The 15270-nt window shown below is 73.5% G+C and carries 13 protein-coding genes and 1 pseudogene; 7 read left to right on the top strand and 7 right to left on the bottom strand.

What is annotated here, in order from left to right:
• Positions 1 to 105: 105 nt before the first annotated feature.
• The gene (locus AB0D49_RS40045) at positions 106 to 801 is read right to left on the bottom strand and encodes a GntR family transcriptional regulator (RefSeq protein ID WP_362768611.1); all 696 of its coding nucleotides are present in this window, start codon (positions 799 to 801) and stop codon (positions 106 to 108) included.
• A 173-nt stretch (positions 802 to 974) separates the two neighbouring features.
• Between AB0D49_RS40045 and AB0D49_RS40050 the strand changes: the two genes are divergently transcribed.
• The 5 genes and pseudogenes from AB0D49_RS40050 to AB0D49_RS40070 all read left to right on the top strand — a co-directional run bounded on the left by AB0D49_RS40050 (position 975) and on the right by AB0D49_RS40070 (position 6126).
• Positions 975 to 2291 (top strand): MFS transporter, encoded by a 1317-nt coding sequence (locus AB0D49_RS40050; RefSeq protein ID WP_362768613.1) that lies wholly within the window; start codon positions 975 to 977, stop codon positions 2289 to 2291.
• Between the two features lie 113 nt (positions 2292 to 2404).
• Positions 2405 to 3244 carry a putative hydro-lyase gene (locus tag AB0D49_RS40055; RefSeq protein WP_362768647.1) on the top strand — a complete coding sequence of 280 codons (840 nt, stop codon included), beginning with the start codon at positions 2405 to 2407 and terminating at the stop codon, positions 3242 to 3244.
• A 294-nt stretch (positions 3245 to 3538) separates the two neighbouring features.
• Positions 3539 to 4330: a 5-oxoprolinase subunit PxpA gene (locus AB0D49_RS40060; protein WP_362768650.1), complete on the top strand. Its 792-nt coding sequence runs from the start codon at positions 3539 to 3541 to the stop codon at positions 4328 to 4330.
• A 114-nt stretch (positions 4331 to 4444) separates the two neighbouring features.
• Positions 4445 to 5044 (top strand): annotated as a pseudogene (gene pxpB / locus AB0D49_RS40065) (5-oxoprolinase subunit PxpB); the annotation flags it as partial.
• Positions 5045 to 5250: 206 nt separating this feature from the next.
• Positions 5251 to 6126 (top strand): biotin-dependent carboxyltransferase family protein, encoded by an 876-nt coding sequence (locus AB0D49_RS40070; RefSeq protein ID WP_362768616.1) that lies wholly within the window; start codon positions 5251 to 5253, stop codon positions 6124 to 6126.
• Positions 6127 to 6172: 46 nt separating this feature from the next.
• Here AB0D49_RS40070 and AB0D49_RS40075 read toward each other — a convergent pair whose 3' ends face one another.
• The 5 genes from AB0D49_RS40075 to AB0D49_RS40095 all read right to left on the bottom strand — a co-directional run bounded on the left by AB0D49_RS40075 (position 6173) and on the right by AB0D49_RS40095 (position 12004).
• Positions 6173 to 7033, bottom strand: coding sequence for an SGNH/GDSL hydrolase family protein (locus AB0D49_RS40075; RefSeq protein ID WP_362768619.1), 861 nt, complete (start codon positions 7031 to 7033; stop codon positions 6173 to 6175).
• A complete protein-coding gene (locus AB0D49_RS40080) occupies positions 7030 to 8184 on the bottom strand; it encodes a glycosyltransferase (RefSeq protein ID WP_362768652.1) in 1155 nt (384 codons plus the stop codon). The genes AB0D49_RS40075 and AB0D49_RS40080 overlap by 4 nt, the downstream gene beginning before the upstream one ends.
• Before the next feature lie 326 nt (positions 8185 to 8510).
• Positions 8511 to 9638: a glycosyltransferase family 1 protein gene (locus tag AB0D49_RS40085; protein ID WP_362768622.1), complete on the bottom strand. Its 1128-nt coding sequence runs from the start codon at positions 9636 to 9638 to the stop codon at positions 8511 to 8513.
• A gap of 233 nt (positions 9639 to 9871) precedes the next feature.
• A complete protein-coding gene (locus AB0D49_RS40090) occupies positions 9872 to 11287 on the bottom strand; it encodes a HEAT repeat domain-containing protein (RefSeq protein ID WP_362768625.1) in 1416 nt (471 codons plus the stop codon).
• Positions 11288 to 11611: 324 nt separating this feature from the next.
• Positions 11612 to 12004 (bottom strand): ankyrin repeat domain-containing protein, encoded by a 393-nt coding sequence (locus AB0D49_RS40095; RefSeq protein ID WP_362768628.1) that lies wholly within the window; start codon positions 12002 to 12004, stop codon positions 11612 to 11614.
• Positions 12005 to 12475: 471 nt separating this feature from the next.
• Here AB0D49_RS40095 and AB0D49_RS40100 point away from each other — a divergent pair, with 471 nt between their 5' ends.
• Both AB0D49_RS40100 and AB0D49_RS40105 read left to right on the top strand, forming a co-directional pair.
• Positions 12476 to 12670: a hypothetical protein gene (locus AB0D49_RS40100; RefSeq protein WP_362768631.1), complete on the top strand. Its 195-nt coding sequence runs from the start codon at positions 12476 to 12478 to the stop codon at positions 12668 to 12670.
• 128 nt (positions 12671 to 12798) lie between these two features.
• Complete coding sequence (locus AB0D49_RS40105; protein ID WP_362768634.1) at positions 12799 to 14376, top strand: hypothetical protein; 1578 nt, start codon at positions 12799 to 12801, stop codon at positions 14374 to 14376.
• A 54-nt stretch (positions 14377 to 14430) separates the two neighbouring features.
• Here the strand turns inward: AB0D49_RS40105 and AB0D49_RS40110 are convergent.
• Positions 14431 to 15270: IS481 family transposase (locus tag AB0D49_RS40110; protein ID WP_362768637.1), on the bottom strand; the 840-nt coding region annotated here is incomplete at its 5' end.

The following is a 15270-nucleotide window of genomic DNA, read 5'->3' on the forward strand; positions in this document are numbered from 1 at the left end:
TTCGGCCACCCTGGAGCAGACCAGGCGGACAATGACATTCCACTTACTTGAGATCAAGCCAGACCAACTATCGCGTTCCAGCCACTTGAAGGCAGGTCGGGCAGACTACGGCGTTCCCGCCACCCGTCGCCGATAGACCTCCACCACCCGCTCCAAGGAGTCCTCCAGATACCCGGCGAGCAGCCGCTCGGCCGCGTCGCGGTCGCCCGCCTCCAGGGTCTCCAGGATCTGCCGGTTCCGGGCGAGGTACGGCTCGTGCAGGGCGCGCGGGTCGTCCACCACGTGGAAGGCGAGCCGCAGTTCGGCGAAGACGCTGCGCATGAGCTCGTCGGTGCGTTCACTGCCCGCGAGGGAGACCAGTTCGCGGTGGAAGTGGATGTTGGCGGTGCCCAGACCCTTCCAGTCGCCGTCCCGCGCGGACCGGCGCCCCTCGGTGACGGCGTCGGCGAGCCCGGTGACGTCGTACGGCGGGTCGCCGAGGCCACGGACCACGGCGCACTCCACGAGGCGGCGGGTGCGGTAGATGTCCTCGACGTCCTCGACGGTCAGGACCCGGACGAAGACGCCCCGGTTCAGCTCGTGGACCAGGAGGCGCTCATGGGTGAGCAGGCGGAACGCCTCGCGCAGGGTGTTGCGGGAGACCCCCAGCGCGCCACCGATGCCGTCCTCGGAGAGCCGGGTGCCGGGCGGGAAGAAGCCTTCGGCGATCCGGCTTCTGAGGATGTCCGAGACCCGTTCCGCGGTGCTGGTGCGCCCGAGGAGCGCGCGGTCGTCGGCCAGTCCCGTCAGCTGCTCTGCCATGCCCGGAATTCAATCGCAGATGACAGAACGAAACAACGTGGGTATTGAAGGATCGTTCAACGATCCTCTACCTTGCTGCGAAGGGCACCGCCCCGCCCCGGGCGCGGCGCCCCGCTCCCGCACGGCACTGCTCATCACCCGGCACCCTCCCGTCCTCCCTCTGCGAGGTGCACATGAGCACGACCCCTCCGCCCTCACCGGCCCTGACCCCCGGCACCGCCGCCACGCCCGGCGGGCGACCCGGCGACGACGGCCCGTTCGGCTGGCTGCGCGCCCTCGGTCCCCGGGGCCGCCGCGCCTTCGCGGGCGCCTTCGGCGGCTACGCGCTGGACTCGTACGACTACTTCACACTGCCGCTGAGCATGGTGGCGCTGGCCGCCTACTTCGGTCTGGACAGCGGGCAGACCGGGCTGTTCACCACGGTCACCCTGGTGGTGTCGGCGATCGGCGGCGCCCTCGCGGGCGTCCTGGCGGACCGGATCGGCCGGGTCAAGGCCCTGATGATCACCGTCATCACCTACGCCGTCTTCACCGTGGCCTGCGGCTTCGCGCCCAACTACGAGACGCTGCTGGTGTTCCGCGCCCTCCAGGGGCTGGGCTTCGGCGGCGAGTGGGCGGTCGGCGCGATCCTGGTCGCCGAGTACGCGAGCGCCAAGCACCGGGGGCGGACCCTGGGGTGGATCCAGAGTTCCTGGGCGGTCGGCTGGGCCCTGGCCGTGATCGTCTACACGGTGATCTTCTCCGTCATGGACGACGATCTGGCCTGGCGGGTGATGTTCTGGACCGGCGCCCTGCCCGCCTTGCTGGTCGTCTGGATGCGGCGCAGTGTCCAGGACGCGCCCGAGGCCGCCGCCGTACGGGAGAAGAGCGCCCGCGCGGGCTCCTTCACGGGGTCCTTCTCAGCCATCTTCCAGCCCGGTCTGCGGCGCACCACACTCTTCGCCGTGCTGCTGTCGACGGGCGTCCAGGGCGGCTACTACACGCTGGCGACCTGGGTCCCGACCTATCTCAAGACCGAGCGCGACCTGTCGGTCGTGGGCACCGGCGGCTATCTGACGTTCCTGATCTCCGGGGCCTTCCTCGGCTATCTGACCGGCGGTTATCTCACCGACCGGCTGGGCCGGCGGCGCAACATCTGGCTGTTCGCGCTGCTGTCGGCGGTCTGCGTCCTGGCGTACACGAACATCCCGAGCGGCGCCAACACCCTGGTCCTGGTGCTCGGTTTCCCCCTCGGGTTCTGCATGTCGGCCATCTTCAGCGGCTTCGGGTCCTTCCTGAGCGAGCTGTACCCGACGGCCGTACGCGGCACCGGGCAGGGCTTCACCTACAACACGGGCCGCGCGGTGGGGGCCGTGTTCCCGACGGCGGTCGGCTTCCTGGCGGAGAGCTGGGGCGTGGGCGGTGCGCTGGTCTTCGGCGCGATCGGATACGGTCTCGCGGCACTCGCCCTGCTGGGGCTGCCGGAGACCCGGGGGAAGGAACTGGTGTGAACGGAACGCATGAACGCCGCGACGGCCGCCCCCACTTCGCGGGGCGCGGGCGGGCTCCTCTGGGGAACGGCCCCGGCGACGACCATGACGGCGGCTCCCAGGAGGAGCGCCGGATGGACAGGCCGCGCCAGATCGACCGCCCCGTGGACCGTCCCCTGACCCTCGTCCATCCGCGTGCGCACACATGGAGCCCGAAGACGGCGCGCGCCCGGTTCCGTTCGGGCGTGTCGGGGCCCACGGCCGGGGTCGCGGCCGGGCACACCCAGGTCAACATGATCGCGGTGCCGGCGGACTGGGCCTACGACATGCTGCTGTTCTGCCAGCGCAACCCGAAGCCGTGTCCCGTCCTGGACGTGACGGACGCGGGGTCCTACGCCACGGTGCTGGCTCCGGGCGCGGATCTGCGCACCGATCTGCCGCGCTACCGGATCTGGCAGGACGGCGAGTTGGTGGCCGAGCCGACGGATGTCGTCGGGCACTGGCGGGACGATCTGGTGACGTTCCTGATCGGATGCAGCTTCACCTTCGAGTGGGCGCTGTCCGCCGCCGGGGTACCGATCCGCCATGTCGAACAGGGGCGCAATGTGCCGATGTACGTGACCGCGCGGGAGTGCCGTCCGGCGGGTCGGCTGCGCGGGCCCCTGGTGGTGTCGATGCGTCCGGTGCCGCCGGAGCGGCTGTCGGCGGCGATCCGGGAGAGCAGTCTGCTCCCGGCGGTGCACGGCGGCCCCGTGCACTGCGGCGACCCCTCCGTACTGGGCATCGAGGACCTCGCCCGGCCCGACTTCGGCGAGCCGGTCGCCGCCGAGCCCGACGACATCCCCGTGTTCTGGGCGTGCGGGGTCACACCGCAGGCGGCGGTGATGGCCTCGTGCCCGCCCTTCGCCCTCACCCACGCGCCGGGACAGATGTTCCTGACCGACGCGCGGGACGAGCAGTATCGAGTGGCATGAGAGGGGAGGGCTCGGCGTGTCGGCCACCGGGCGGATCGGCCAGCACGCGATGCGGGACCCGGTGGATCGACCGTCCGGCGGTTGGGGGCCGGTGCTGTGGGACCCGGCGGTTCGAAGCCGGTGCTGTGGGACCCGGCGGTTCAGGGCCGGTGCTTGTGGGACCCGGCGCCTGGGGCCCTCCCCGCCAGGCCGCGTTCCCCAGGCCCTCCCCGCCAGGCCCGCCCTATCGGGACCGTCCGGACCGACCCGGCGGCCCCTACCCGATCCGAAGGGAGCGACGAGCACAGCATGACCGTGACAGCCATCGATCTGAACGCCGACCTGGGCGAGGGCTTCGGCCGCTGGCGGCTGACCGATGACGAGCAGTTGCTGTCGGTCGTCACCAGCGCCAACGTGGCATGTGGCTTCCACGCCGGGGACGCGGCGACCATGCGCCGGGTCTGCGAACAGGCCACCGCGCGCGGGGTGACGATCGGCGCCCAGGTCTCCTACCGGGACCTGGCCGGTTTCGGGCGGCGCGCCATGGACGTGCCGCCCGCCGAACTCGCCGCCGAAGTGGCGTACCAGATAGGCGCCCTGGAGGTGTTCGCGCGTGCCGCCGGTTCCCGTGTGGCCTACGTCAAACCGCACGGGGCGCTCTACAACCGGGTCGTGCACGACGAGGAGCAGGCCGCCGCGGTGATCGACGGTGTGCTCCTCGCGAGCGGCCCCGCGCTGCCCGCCGACGGTCCGTCGGCGCCGCGCCTCCCGCTGCTCGGCCTCCCGGGCTCCCGGCTCCTCGCCCTGGCCGCCGAAGCCGGGCTCCCGACCGTCACCGAGGCGTTCGCGGACCGCGCCTACACCGCGCGGGGCACGCTCGTGCCGCGCGGTCAGGACGGCGCCCTGGTCACCGACCCGGAGACCGTGGTGGAGCGTTCGGTGGGTCTGGCGCGGACCGGGACGGTCGTCGCACACGACGGGGCCACCGTCGAGGTGCGGGCACGCTCCCTGTGCCTGCACGGCGACACGCCCGGCGCCGTCGAACTGGCCCGCCGGGTGCGGCAGCGCCTGGAGGAGTCCGGGATACGGGTCGAGGCGTTCGGATGAGGAGGCGGGTCACCGCGTCGACAGCCGGGCGCAGGGGAAAGGCGTCCGGAACCGGGCGCATGGGAAGCGTGTACGCGGAGGCGTACACATGAAGGCGCGAGGGGAGGCGGGCACATGAGGGCGCTGCCGGTCGGCGCGGACGCGCTGCTCGTCGAGGTCGGCAGCGGCGAGGAGGCGCAGGCCCTGCACGCGGAGCTGGTCCGGCGCCGCGCGGCGGGCTCCCTGACGGTGCGGGAGATCGTGCCCGCCGCGCGGACGGTCCTCCTGGACGGGCTCACCGACCCGGCGCGGCTGGCCGCCGAACTGGCCGGGACGGTCCTGCCGCCCACTCCCCCGCGCACCGGGGAGACCGTCGAGGTGCCGGTGCGCTACGACGGCCCCGACCTCGCAGATGTCGCCGCGCACTGGGGCGTCGCACCTGACGACGTGGCCCGTATCCACGCGGGGACCGAGTTCCGCGTCGCCTTCTGCGGCTTCGCCCCCGGCTTCGGCTACCTGACCGGTCTCCCCGCCCGCTACGACACACCGCGCCGGACCACTCCGCGCACGGCCGTCCCGGCGGGGTCGGTCGCCCTGGCGGGGCCCTACACGGGCGTCTACCCGCGTTCCTCGCCGGGCGGCTGGCAGCTCATCGGTACGACGGACGCCGTGCTGTGGGACCCGGCGCGGGAACCGGCGGCGCTGCTCTCGCCAGGCACGCGGGTGCGGTTCGTGGTCCGGGGGGAGGGGGACGGGGACGGGGGCGTAGGGGTTGCTGGGGCCGCCGGGGCCGCTGAGGTTGCTGGTGCCGTTGAGGCCGCTGGCGCCGCTGGTACTGCCCGAGGCGCCACACCCGACGAGCCCCACATGCCCCTCAGACCCTTCGGAGCCACCGGAGCCACCGGAGCCACCGGAGCCACCGGAGCCACCGGAGCCACCCTATGACGGACCGCGCACTCGCCGTCGTCCGCGCGGGCGCGCTCACCACGGTCCAAGACCTGGGCCGCCCCGGACACGCACACCTGGGCGTCCCGCACTCAGGCGCGCTCGACGCCCCCGCGGCGGCCCTGGTCAACCGTCTCGTGGGCAACCCCGTCGACGCGGCCGTCCTGGAGACGACCCTCACCGGCTGTGCGCTGCGCCCGCGTTCGCCGCTCGTCGCGGCGGTCGGCGGCGCCCCCGGCCCCGTCACCGTGGACGGCCGTCCGGTGCCCTGGGGAGCCCCCGTACGTGTTCCCGCCGGGGCGCTGCTGGATGTCGGCCCGGCCGTCGCGGGCGTCCGCGGCTATGTCGCCGTCTCCGGTGGCATCGCCGTGGAGCCGGTCCTCGGCAGCCGCTCCACCGATCTGCTCTCCGGCCTCGGGCCGCCGCCCCTGACGGACGGCACGGTCCTGCCCCTGGGACCGGTGACCGGTCCGCCCGCCCGCGTGGACACGGCTCCCCAGCCGGGGCCACCGGCCGAGCTGATCCTGCGGGTCGCCCTCGGCCCGCGCGACGACTGGTTCACGCGACACGCCGTGCGCACCCTCACCACGCGCGCGTACCGCGTGGCCGCCGCGAGCAACCGCATCGGACTGCGTACGGAGGGGCCCGCCCTGGAGCGGGCCGTCCCCGGTGAACTGCCCAGCGAAGGGCTGGTCCTGGGCGCAGTCCAGGTCCCTCCGGACGGCCGCCCCGTCGTCTTCCTGGCCGACCACCCGACCACCGGCGGCTACCCCGTGATCGCGGTGGTCACGGTGGCGGACCTCCCGGCGACGGCCCAGGCCCGGCCGGGAACACCGGTCCGGTTCGTACGGGCGGGGCACAAGAGCCGCTAGTGACCTCCAGCCGAGGCCGACGCCACGCCGTCACCCTCAGCGCCCTTCACGCCGCCTCCGGCTCCGCCGCGTCCCCCACCAACGGCAGCGAGGCCAGCGCGGCGGCGCACGCCTGTGAGGCCCGCAGGTCCAGCCGCGCGCTGGTCCCCCGGGCCCGGTGCCGCACTTCGTCCACGGCGAGCCGCAGGAGCTGCGGCAGCAGATCCCCGCAGCGCCGCACCACCCACGCCGTCCCGGCCGTGGCGAGCCACCACAGGCCGGCCGCGCGGGTGGGCGCCGGGAACTCCGGTGCGGCGGTCGGAGGCGGCCCGCCCATCCGTACGCCCGCCGCCGTCAGCAGGGCGTGCGAGCGCAGCGCGAGCTGCCGGTGCCCGCGCTCGCTGGGATGCATCCGGTCGGCGCTCCACATCGCGCGGTCCGTCGTCCAGTCGTCCTCGGCGGCGTGCAGATGGACCGCCCCATAGCGCTCCGACAGGGCGTGGACGACGGTGTTCACGGCCCGCTGGCGGCGGGCCAGCGGGTCGGCCAACACGCCCGGGAGTCCCATCATCGTGCCGGGGTCGGGCAGACACACCGTGAGCACCGTGGTGCCGCGCTCGGTGAACGCCGCGTACACGGTGTCCAGCCGGGCGGCCACCGCCCGTATGTCGAACGTGGCGCGCAGGGTGTCGTTGACGCCGACGACGACGGACGCCACGTCCGGCCGCAGTGCCAGCGCGGCGGGCAGCTGGGTCTCCAGGACATCCCTGGTCTGTGCCCCGCTGGCGGCGAGGTTGGTGAAGTCGGCGGGGCGTTCGACGAGTCCGCCCGCGAGCAGCGCGGCCCAGCCGCGCCAGCCCTTCCCCGTGGGGTCGCCCACCCCCTCGGTGAGCGAGTCGCCGAGCGCCACGAAACGCGCGGGTCTCATGCCACGCCTCCCGGCAGCCAGGACCCGCGCGGCGCGCGTACGGCGGCGTCGTGCGCGGCGAGGAAGGACTCCACCGCGGTGCCCCAGCCGAAGCACTCGGCCCGTGCGCGCGCCGCTTCCCGCCGCCCCGGCTCGGAGCGCTCCAGGAGCAGGGTGACGGCGTCGGCGAACGCCTCCCCGGTGTCGGCGGCGACGGCCCCGGCGGAGCCGACGACCTCCGGCAGCGCGGAGGACGCGCTGACCGCGACCGGCGTGCCGCAGGCCATGGCCTCCAGCGCGGCCAGTCCGAAGGTCTCGGCCGGTCCGGGGGCCAGGCACACATCGGCGGTGGCCTGGAGGGCGCCCAGCAGCGGACGGTCGGAGAGGTGGCCGAGGAAGGTCACCGGCAGCGAGCGCTCGGCGGCCCGCTGTTCGAGCCGGGCCCGCAGCGGGCCGTCCCCGGCGACCACGAGCACCGCCCGCACTCCGCGCCGCCGCAGCGCCTCCAGGGCGTCCAGCGCCGTGCCGGGCCGCTTCTCGACCGACAGACGGGAGCACAGGGCGAGCAGCACCTCGTCCTGGCGCGCGTAACGCGCTCGCAGGGCGGGCGCCCGAAGCGCGGGGTGGCGCTCCATGAGGTCGACGCCCAGGGGGGCGCGTACGACGTTGCGGGCGCCGATCCGGACGAACTCGCGCTCGGCGAACTCGGTGGTGCACACGACCCGCGCGTAGGTGTGGGCCGTGCGGACGTTCAGCGCGTCGGCGGCGCGCCGGGACAGGCCCTCGGGCAACCCCCAGGTGCGCAGGACACCGTCGGCGGTCTCATGGGAGACCATCACGGCGGGCACCCGCGCGCGCCGGGCCCATGTGCCGGTCCAGCGCAGGGTCGTACGGTCGGACACCTCCAGCCGGTCCGGGCCGAGGTCCTCCAGGAGCCGGGCGACCCGGCGCTTGTCGAGCAGGACCCGGTAGCCGCCGGTGCCGGGCAGCACCGGGCCGGGCAGGGTGATGACCCGGCCCTGCTCGGTCTCCCGGTCGGTGTGCCGCTCGCCGGGCACGATGAGCACCGGCTCGTGCCCGGCGGCCTTGAAGCCCCGGCCGAGTTCCCGCAGCGCGGTGCGCAGTCCGCCGGAGGCGGGGGCGACGAAGTTCGCCAGCCGGACGATCCGCAGCGGCCGACCCGACTCGCCGACCCCGTCCGCAGACGCATCGGCCGAACAGAGGGCTCCGGACACCCCAAAGGCCCCGGGCACCCCAAAGGCACCAGTCACCCCGGAGACACCGGACATCCCAAAAGCACCGGAAGCACCGGAAGCACCGGAAGCACCGAAGGCATCGGAGACACCAAGAACCTCATCCCCCTCAGACGGACCAGAACCCCCGGCAGCACTCCCCGACGAGCCGGAAACATCAAACCCTCCAGCTCCTCCAGCACCACTCAGAAGCCCACCGGTACCCCCCGCCCCGGAAGCCTCCTCACCCCCACGCACCCCACCGCTCATGCCGCCAGCACCGCCTTCCGCGCGGCGAGGACGTCCTCGTAGTGCCCGATGAGCTGGTCCCCGATCGCGGCCCAGGTCCGGCCCTCGACCGTGACCCGCGCGGTGGCGCCGAAGGACGCCCGTAGCGCCGGATCGACGGCCAGCGCCCGGACGGCGTCCCGGACGGCGTCGGCGTCGCGGGGCGGCACCAGGAACCCGGTCCGGCCGTGGTCCACCAGGTCGAGCGGGCCACCGGCGGCGGGCGCGACCACGGGAACCCCGCTGGCCATGGCCTCCTGCACGGTCTGGCAGAACGTCTCGAAGGGCCCGGTGTGGGCGAAGACGTCGAACGAGGCGAAGATCCGCGCGAGGTCGTCGCCGGTACGGCGGCCGAGGAACACGGCGCCCGGAAGCGCCTGTTCGAGCTGCGGCAGGCTGGGCCCGTCCCCGACCACGACCACCCGGACGCCGGGCAGGGCGCAGACCCCGGAGAGCAGTTCGACCTGCTTCTCGGGGGCGAGCCGACCGACGTAGCCGACGATCAGTTCGCCGTTCGGGGCGAGTTCGCGGCGCAGCCCCTCGTCGCGCAGTTCGGGGCGGAAGCGGACGGTGTCGACTCCGCGGGCCCAGAGCCGGACGCGGGGCACGCCGTGCGACTCCAGATCGTGCTGGGCGGCGCTGGAGGGCGCCAGCGTGCGGTCGGCGGCGGTGTGCACGGAGCGGATGCGGCGCCAGGCGGCGCCTTCGCCGGCGTGCACATAGGTGCGGGCGTACCCGGCCAGGTCCGTCTGGTAGACGGCGACGGCGGGCAGGCCGAGGCGGGCGGCGGCGGACATGCCGCGCACACCGAGGACGAAGGGGCTGGCCAGGTGGACGATGTCCGCGCGGTGCTCGGTGATCGCGGCGGTGACGCGTCGGCTGGGGAGGGCGACGCGGACCTGGGGGTAGCCCGGGAGCGGAAGGGACGGGATGCGGACCACGGGGCACGGCGCCTGGGCGTCGGCTCCCGGTCCGGCGGCGGTGGCCGGTGCGACGACGAGCGGAGTGTGACCGCGGTCGACGAGGTGTCGGGCGGTCTGGAGCGCGCAATGGGCCACGCCGTTCACATCGGGGGGAAAGGATTCGGTCACGATGACGACACGCATACGGGTGTTGTCGCCGGGTCGGACGTGGCCGCGTCAACGTGGATCTTTCCGGACGAGGAACGTCCCATGAGCGTTGCGCTGCGCACCCGCGCGGGCCAGACGCCGGTCATAGGCGCCTGGCCCGCGGGTCATCCCTTGTTCACCCGGCGGGCGCGAGTCGGCGCGGAACCGTACGTAAGCCGCTCATGGTGCCGTGTCCGCGCAAGCCGTGCAGGGGGTGGCGGCGGGGCCGTTCACGCGGGGCCCTCGGGGCCGATCCTGCTGCGTACGGCGGTCTGGACCTCGGTTTCCTCGGCGGGATCGGCGGCGAGTCGGCGCAGTCGGTCCACGACACGGTTGTCCCCGGTCTCGGCGTGCCGGGCGGCGACCTCGCGGGTGGTCTCCTCGCAGTCCCACAGGCACTCGACGGCGAACCCGGCGGCGAAGGACGGGTCGGTGGCGGCGAGCGCGCGGGCGGCGCGGCCCCGTAGGTGGGACGAGGCGGTCTCCCGGTAGACATGGCGCAAAACCGGCGCCGCGCAGACGATTCCCAGCCGTCCGGTGCCGTCGACCAGCGTCCACAGGGTGGCGGCGTCGGGGCCCTCGCCCCGGACGGCCTCGCGCAGGGCGCCGAGGACCAGGTCGCGGTCGCGGGTGCCGCCCCGGCAGGCGAGCATCCGTCCGGCGGCGGCGCCGAGCGGATCGGGCCGCCGGGCCCAGCCTCGGGCGCGGTCGACGGCGGCCACGCTGCGCATACGTTCGAAGGCGTCGACGGCGGCCTCCACGACCGGCGTCGGACCGGTGGCCACGGCGGCCTCGATCAGGGCGAGCGCGTCGGGGTCGTTGCCGTCGGCGAGATAGCGCAGGGCCGTGCAGCGGGCGCCCTCGGCGCCGTCCCGGGCGGCGGCCAGGATCTCGGGCCGGTCCTCGGGTCCGGCGACGGCGGTCAGGCAGCGGGCGGCGGGCACATGGAGGGCCGCGCCGCGCTCCACGCCCTGCTGGGCCCATTCGAGGACGGCGGCCACGCTCCAGCCGGGGCGGGGTCCTGTGGGCCGCATCTGCCGTTGCCAGCGGTCGAAGCAGCCGGTCTCCTGGGCGGCCCGCACGCGCGTGGCGACGGCCTCCCTGGGGTCCTCCGCCCACAACCGCCAGGGCCGGGGTTCGAAGGCGTCGCGTACGGCGGCGGCGAGCGCGGCGTCGCCCTCCGGGTCGGCGGGGAAGCGGGCGAGGACGGGTTCGGCCAGGGCGCGCAGCCCGGTGTCGTCGTCGCGCAGCGCGAGTTCGTCCAGGGCCCAGGCCCAGTTGCTGCCCGTGGCGGCGTAGCGGCGCAGCAGCAGCAGCGCGTCACGGCGGCCGTAGGAGGCGAGGTGGCCGAGGACGGCGAGGGCGAGCCCGGTACGGCACTCCTCGGTGTCCAGGACGTCCTCGGGGTCGAAGAGATGGGCCTCGACGGCGTCGAGGTCTCCGCCCAGGTCGAGATAGAGCCGGGCGTAGTAGAGGGAGCGGTTCTCCACCTGCCAGTCGTGGCGGGGGTCGTGCAGCACGCAGTGGTTCAGTGCCGCGAGCGCCTCGGGGCGCGGGGCGGTGAGCGCGTGCAGCGTTCCGTCGCCGCGGCCCCGCTGGAGCAGGCCGAGCAGCGTTCCACTGGGCGCTATGACCGGATCGAACATGGGAAACAGCCTCACATCAAGCGTCGACGCAACCGGAGATCTGGCACTACCTGGCCGCGTGACAACACGTCGGGGCGCCCGCCGTTTCCTGCTTGCTGTAAGCCATCTTCCTCTGCCTCTCGTTGGTGGCCCGTACGGACCGCATCACGGTCCGCGCGGTGCGGCAACACCTGCCCAGCCATCGCGTCCGTGAATCACGACGTCATGATGACCCGGCGCTTTGCGCTGCCGCGACCGATATTTCCGGCGGCCAGGTACCGCCTCCCCCGTTTTCTCGTGACTACCCGACCAAGAAGCCTGTTCTGCCTGGTCAGGGGGTTGGGATCAGGTGGCGCCGAACAGTTCCAGCAGCTCGGCGCGGCCGAACATGCGGGCCGTGTCGACGGCCGACGGTGTACCGGCGGAAGGGTCCGCTCCGGCTTCCAGCAGGACCCGGATGACGTCCTGCTCGCCCTTGAAGACGGCCCCGGCGAGCGGGGTCTGTCCCCGGTCGTTCACCCGGTCGGCCTCGCCGCCGCGGGCGAGCAGGGCACGGACCGTCGCGGCGTGGCCGTGGTAGGCAGCGAGCATCACCAGGGAGTCGCCGCGGTCGTTGGTGAGGTTCACCGGAACACCGGCGTCCACATAGGCCACCAGCGCGTCGGTCCCGCCCTGCCGGGCCAGATCGAAGATCTTGGTGGCCAGCTCCACGACCTCGGGGTCGGGGGCTTCACTCATCGGCGGGACCGCCTCTCACTGCGAGCGTGGGGACAAGCTGGACGAACAAGGGACATGCAAGGGACATGCAAGGGACGTTCAAAGGTCGAGCAAGGGTCGGGCAAGGGACGAACAGGGGACGCGCCGAGACGCGCCGGAGACAAGCGTGGAACGACGGAACCTAGGGACGCCCTTGGTGGCCGCTGGGTGGGCGGCCGGGGCGTCCCGCATCAAGCGTACGGCGGCGAGCGGTGCCGCCGTACGGGTGAATCGCCAGCGTACTGGCTGTGCCGGTACGCGGCCCCCATAGCCGCGACCAATGATCACCTATGCCCCGGGAAGAGCGAAAGCGCAGCTCAGAGGGGTGACCGCAGCCCCGCCAGCCGAGTGAAAACAGGGGAATTTCACTCACTTGCACCTTTTGTCGTATGGATACATCCTGTGAGCCTGGAAGTACTCATGGTGACTGTCCCCTCCACACCAGGAGACCTCATGATCTTCTCCATCTCCGGCGTCGTCCTGCTCGGCATCGTCGTCTTCATCTTCTTCCGCAAGGACGGACTGAAGGCGTCGCACGCGCTGATCTCCGCCCTGTTCGGCTTCTATCTGGCCAGCACGGCCATCGCGCCGAGCATCAAGGCGGGCGGCGAGAGCCTCGCGAGCCTGCTGGGCGGCATCAAGTTCTGACCGCCCCCGCGCGGGACCCGCCCCCAGGGACCGACCCCACGCGGGACCCGCTTCCACGCGACCGGCGGCACCCCGCCGCCACCCCGACTTCCGTACCCGACTTCCGTTCGCACCGTCAGGAGACAAGAGTGGCGCGGCGCCCCCTCCCCACGATTCTGAGCAACGGCGGCGCGCAGCTCGCCCGGGGCCGGGAACTGGCCCGGACGGCCGCCGACGGCGCCACCGACGTCCTCCATCCACTGATCACCCTCACCCGCGGAATGCGCCGGCTGGCGGCAGCCGGGCGGCGCAGATGGGCCGACACCCCCAAGGACAAACGCGGACCGCTGCTCTTCCTGGTGGCCTCGCTCGTCCTGGTGGTGGCGCTCGTCCCCTACGGCCCGCTGCTCGCCGTCATCACCCTGATGGCGGCGGCGGCCTGGCAGGGACGGGAACGGAAGGAACCGGCGCCCGACGGCCCGGACGCCGCCCAGATCCAGCGCCTCCAGTCCCTCTACGAGGCCCTGGTCCCGTACTTCTCGGCCGCCGAGGACCCGGCGCCGATGTACGCCCACGGCGGCGACTGGGAGAAGGCGCTGACCACGCACGACTTCGACGACACGGGCCGGATCACCCGCCTGGTGATCCACTATCCGGCCTACTTCACGGACGGCGAGCCCACCGCGCGGGCCCGCGTCGAACACCTCGTCACGGCCAAGTCCGGCCGGGGCCGTGAGTATCACTTCGGGTGGGACGAGGAGGGCAACCGGCTCACGGTCACCGTCCTCGCCCCGCTGCCCACCGACATCACCGCCCAGCGGTTCGTCACCGCGCCGGGCGAGACGGTCCTCGGCTTCACCGACCCCGCCGAGGTCCAGCGCACGCTCCCGCTCACCCACGGGGCGGAGCAGCGCGACGTACCGCCCGTCGTCTGGCGTACGGGCGTCCGCTCCACGGAGCCGCATCTGCTGGCCGTCGGCCAGCCCGGCAGCGGCACCTCGACCCTGCTGCGCTCGATCGCCCTCCAGGCGCTCCAGTACGGCGACATCCTCATCGTCGAGGGCGGCAGCACCGGCGAGTACGCCTGTCTGACCGGGCGGGACGGCGTCCTCGCGGTCGAGTGCGCGCTCGCCGGGGCACTGGCCGGGCTGGAGTGGGCCGCGCAGGAGACGGAACGGCGGCTGATCGCCGTCAACCAGGCGCGGCAGGCGGGGCATCCGCCGCCGGACGACACCCGGCGCCCGCTGTGGATCCTGCTGGACCGCCCCTCCCTGCTCGGTCATCTGGCGGCGGTCACGGATGGCGACCGCGATCCGCTCTCCCTCCTCCAGATCCCGCTGCGGCACGGCCGCGCGGCGAACGTCACGGTCGTCGTCGCCGAACACGCCGACAGCGTCGACGCCCTCGGGGACGCCGTACGGCAGCATCTGCGCGCCCGTGTGGTGCTGGGTCCGGCGGCGCCGGACCTGCTGGAGTGGGTGCTCGGCGCCCCGCCGCACACGACACCGGTGTCCGTGACACCGGCGGGGCGGGGCTACGCGCGGCTGGGGACGGGCCCGGTGCTGCGGCTCCAGGTCCCGGCCACACCGGACCCGTACGACGCGGCCACGACGGACGCGCAGCGGATCGCGGTCCAGTCCCTGCTGCCCCCGCGCACGGCCCCGCCGGAGGAATCGGAAGTGACGGCGACCCTGGACACGGCGGTGGCGGCGGAATCGGCCCCGTAGGAAGCGCCTCCGGCGGAGACGTGCCCTAGGAGGCTCCTCCGCTGGACACCCGCCCTAGGTGTATTGCCTTGTGAGGTTGGGGACGCGGCTGGCGGGTGGTTTGCCTGCGAGTGGGGTGTGTCCGCGGTGGTGATTGTAGGTGTGGAGCCATTGCGGGAACGCGTCGCGTCGTTCGGTCTCTGAGCGGTAGGGGCGGGCGTAGGCCCATTCGTCGAGCAGGGTGCGGTTGAGGCGTTCGACTTTGCCGTTGGTCTGGGGGCGGTAGGGCCGGGTTCGCTTGTGGGTGATCCCGGCCGCCGCCAGCGTGTTCCGCCAGGTGTGGGACTTGTAGCAGGCCCCGTTGTCGGTCAGGACGCGTTCGACGGTGATCCCGATGCCGGTGTAGTAGGCGTGGGCCCGGGTCCAGAAGGCGGTTGCGGTCTCCTTCTTCTCGTCGGGCAGGATCTCGCTGTAGGCGAGGCGGGAGTGGTCGTCGACGGCGGTGTGGATGTAGCCGTAGCCGGCCCCGGAGCGGTTTCTGCGGCCCGCCGGGCGGCCCAGGACCTTGTGGCCGCCGCCGTCGGGGATGTTGCCGAGCTTCTTGATGTCGACGTGGACGAGTTCGCCCGGCCGGTCGCGTTCGTAGCGGCGGATGACCCGTCCCGTCGCGCGGTCGAGATGCGAGAGGCGGGCCAGGCTGAAGCGGGTCAGCACGCGGTGGACGGTCGAGGGCACGAGGCCGAGGAGGTGGGCGATACGGGCGGGGCCCCAGCGGCGCAGGACCCTGACCTTGATGATCCGGCGTTCGGTCCGGGTGGGCGTCCGGCGGGGGCTGTGGTGCGGGCGGGACGAGTGGTCGCTCATGCCCGCCTCGCCCAGGGCCCGGTAGCGGGCGGCCCACCGCTGGGCGGTGGT

The organism is Streptomyces sp. NPDC048290 (assembly GCF_040652095.1).
Lineage (GTDB): Bacteria > Actinomycetota > Actinomycetes > Streptomycetales > Streptomycetaceae > Streptomyces.

What these genes read in the sequence shown, in the direction of transcription:
- AB0D49_RS40045 (WP_362768611.1), bottom strand. Translation starts at nt 801, where the DNA reads ATGGCAGAGCAGCTGACGGGACTGGCCGACGACCGCGCGCTCCTCGGG.
- AB0D49_RS40050 (WP_362768613.1), top strand. Translation starts at nt 975, where the DNA reads ATGAGCACGACCCCTCCGCCCTCACCGGCCCTGACCCCCGGCACCGCC.
- AB0D49_RS40055 (WP_362768647.1), top strand. Translation starts at nt 2,405, where the DNA reads ATGGACAGGCCGCGCCAGATCGACCGCCCCGTGGACCGTCCCCTGACC.
- AB0D49_RS40070 (WP_362768616.1), top strand. Translation starts at nt 5,251, where the DNA reads ATGACGGACCGCGCACTCGCCGTCGTCCGCGCGGGCGCGCTCACCACG.
- AB0D49_RS40075 (WP_362768619.1), bottom strand. Translation starts at nt 7,033, where the DNA reads ATGAGACCCGCGCGTTTCGTGGCGCTCGGCGACTCGCTCACCGAGGGG.
- AB0D49_RS40085 (WP_362768622.1), bottom strand. Translation starts at nt 9,638, where the DNA reads ATGCGTGTCGTCATCGTGACCGAATCCTTTCCCCCCGATGTGAACGGC.
- AB0D49_RS40090 (WP_362768625.1), bottom strand. Translation starts at nt 11,287, where the DNA reads ATGTTCGATCCGGTCATAGCGCCCAGTGGAACGCTGCTCGGCCTGCTC.
- AB0D49_RS40095 (WP_362768628.1), bottom strand. Translation starts at nt 12,004, where the DNA reads ATGAGTGAAGCCCCCGACCCCGAGGTCGTGGAGCTGGCCACCAAGATC.
- AB0D49_RS40100 (WP_362768631.1), top strand. Translation starts at nt 12,476, where the DNA reads ATGATCTTCTCCATCTCCGGCGTCGTCCTGCTCGGCATCGTCGTCTTC.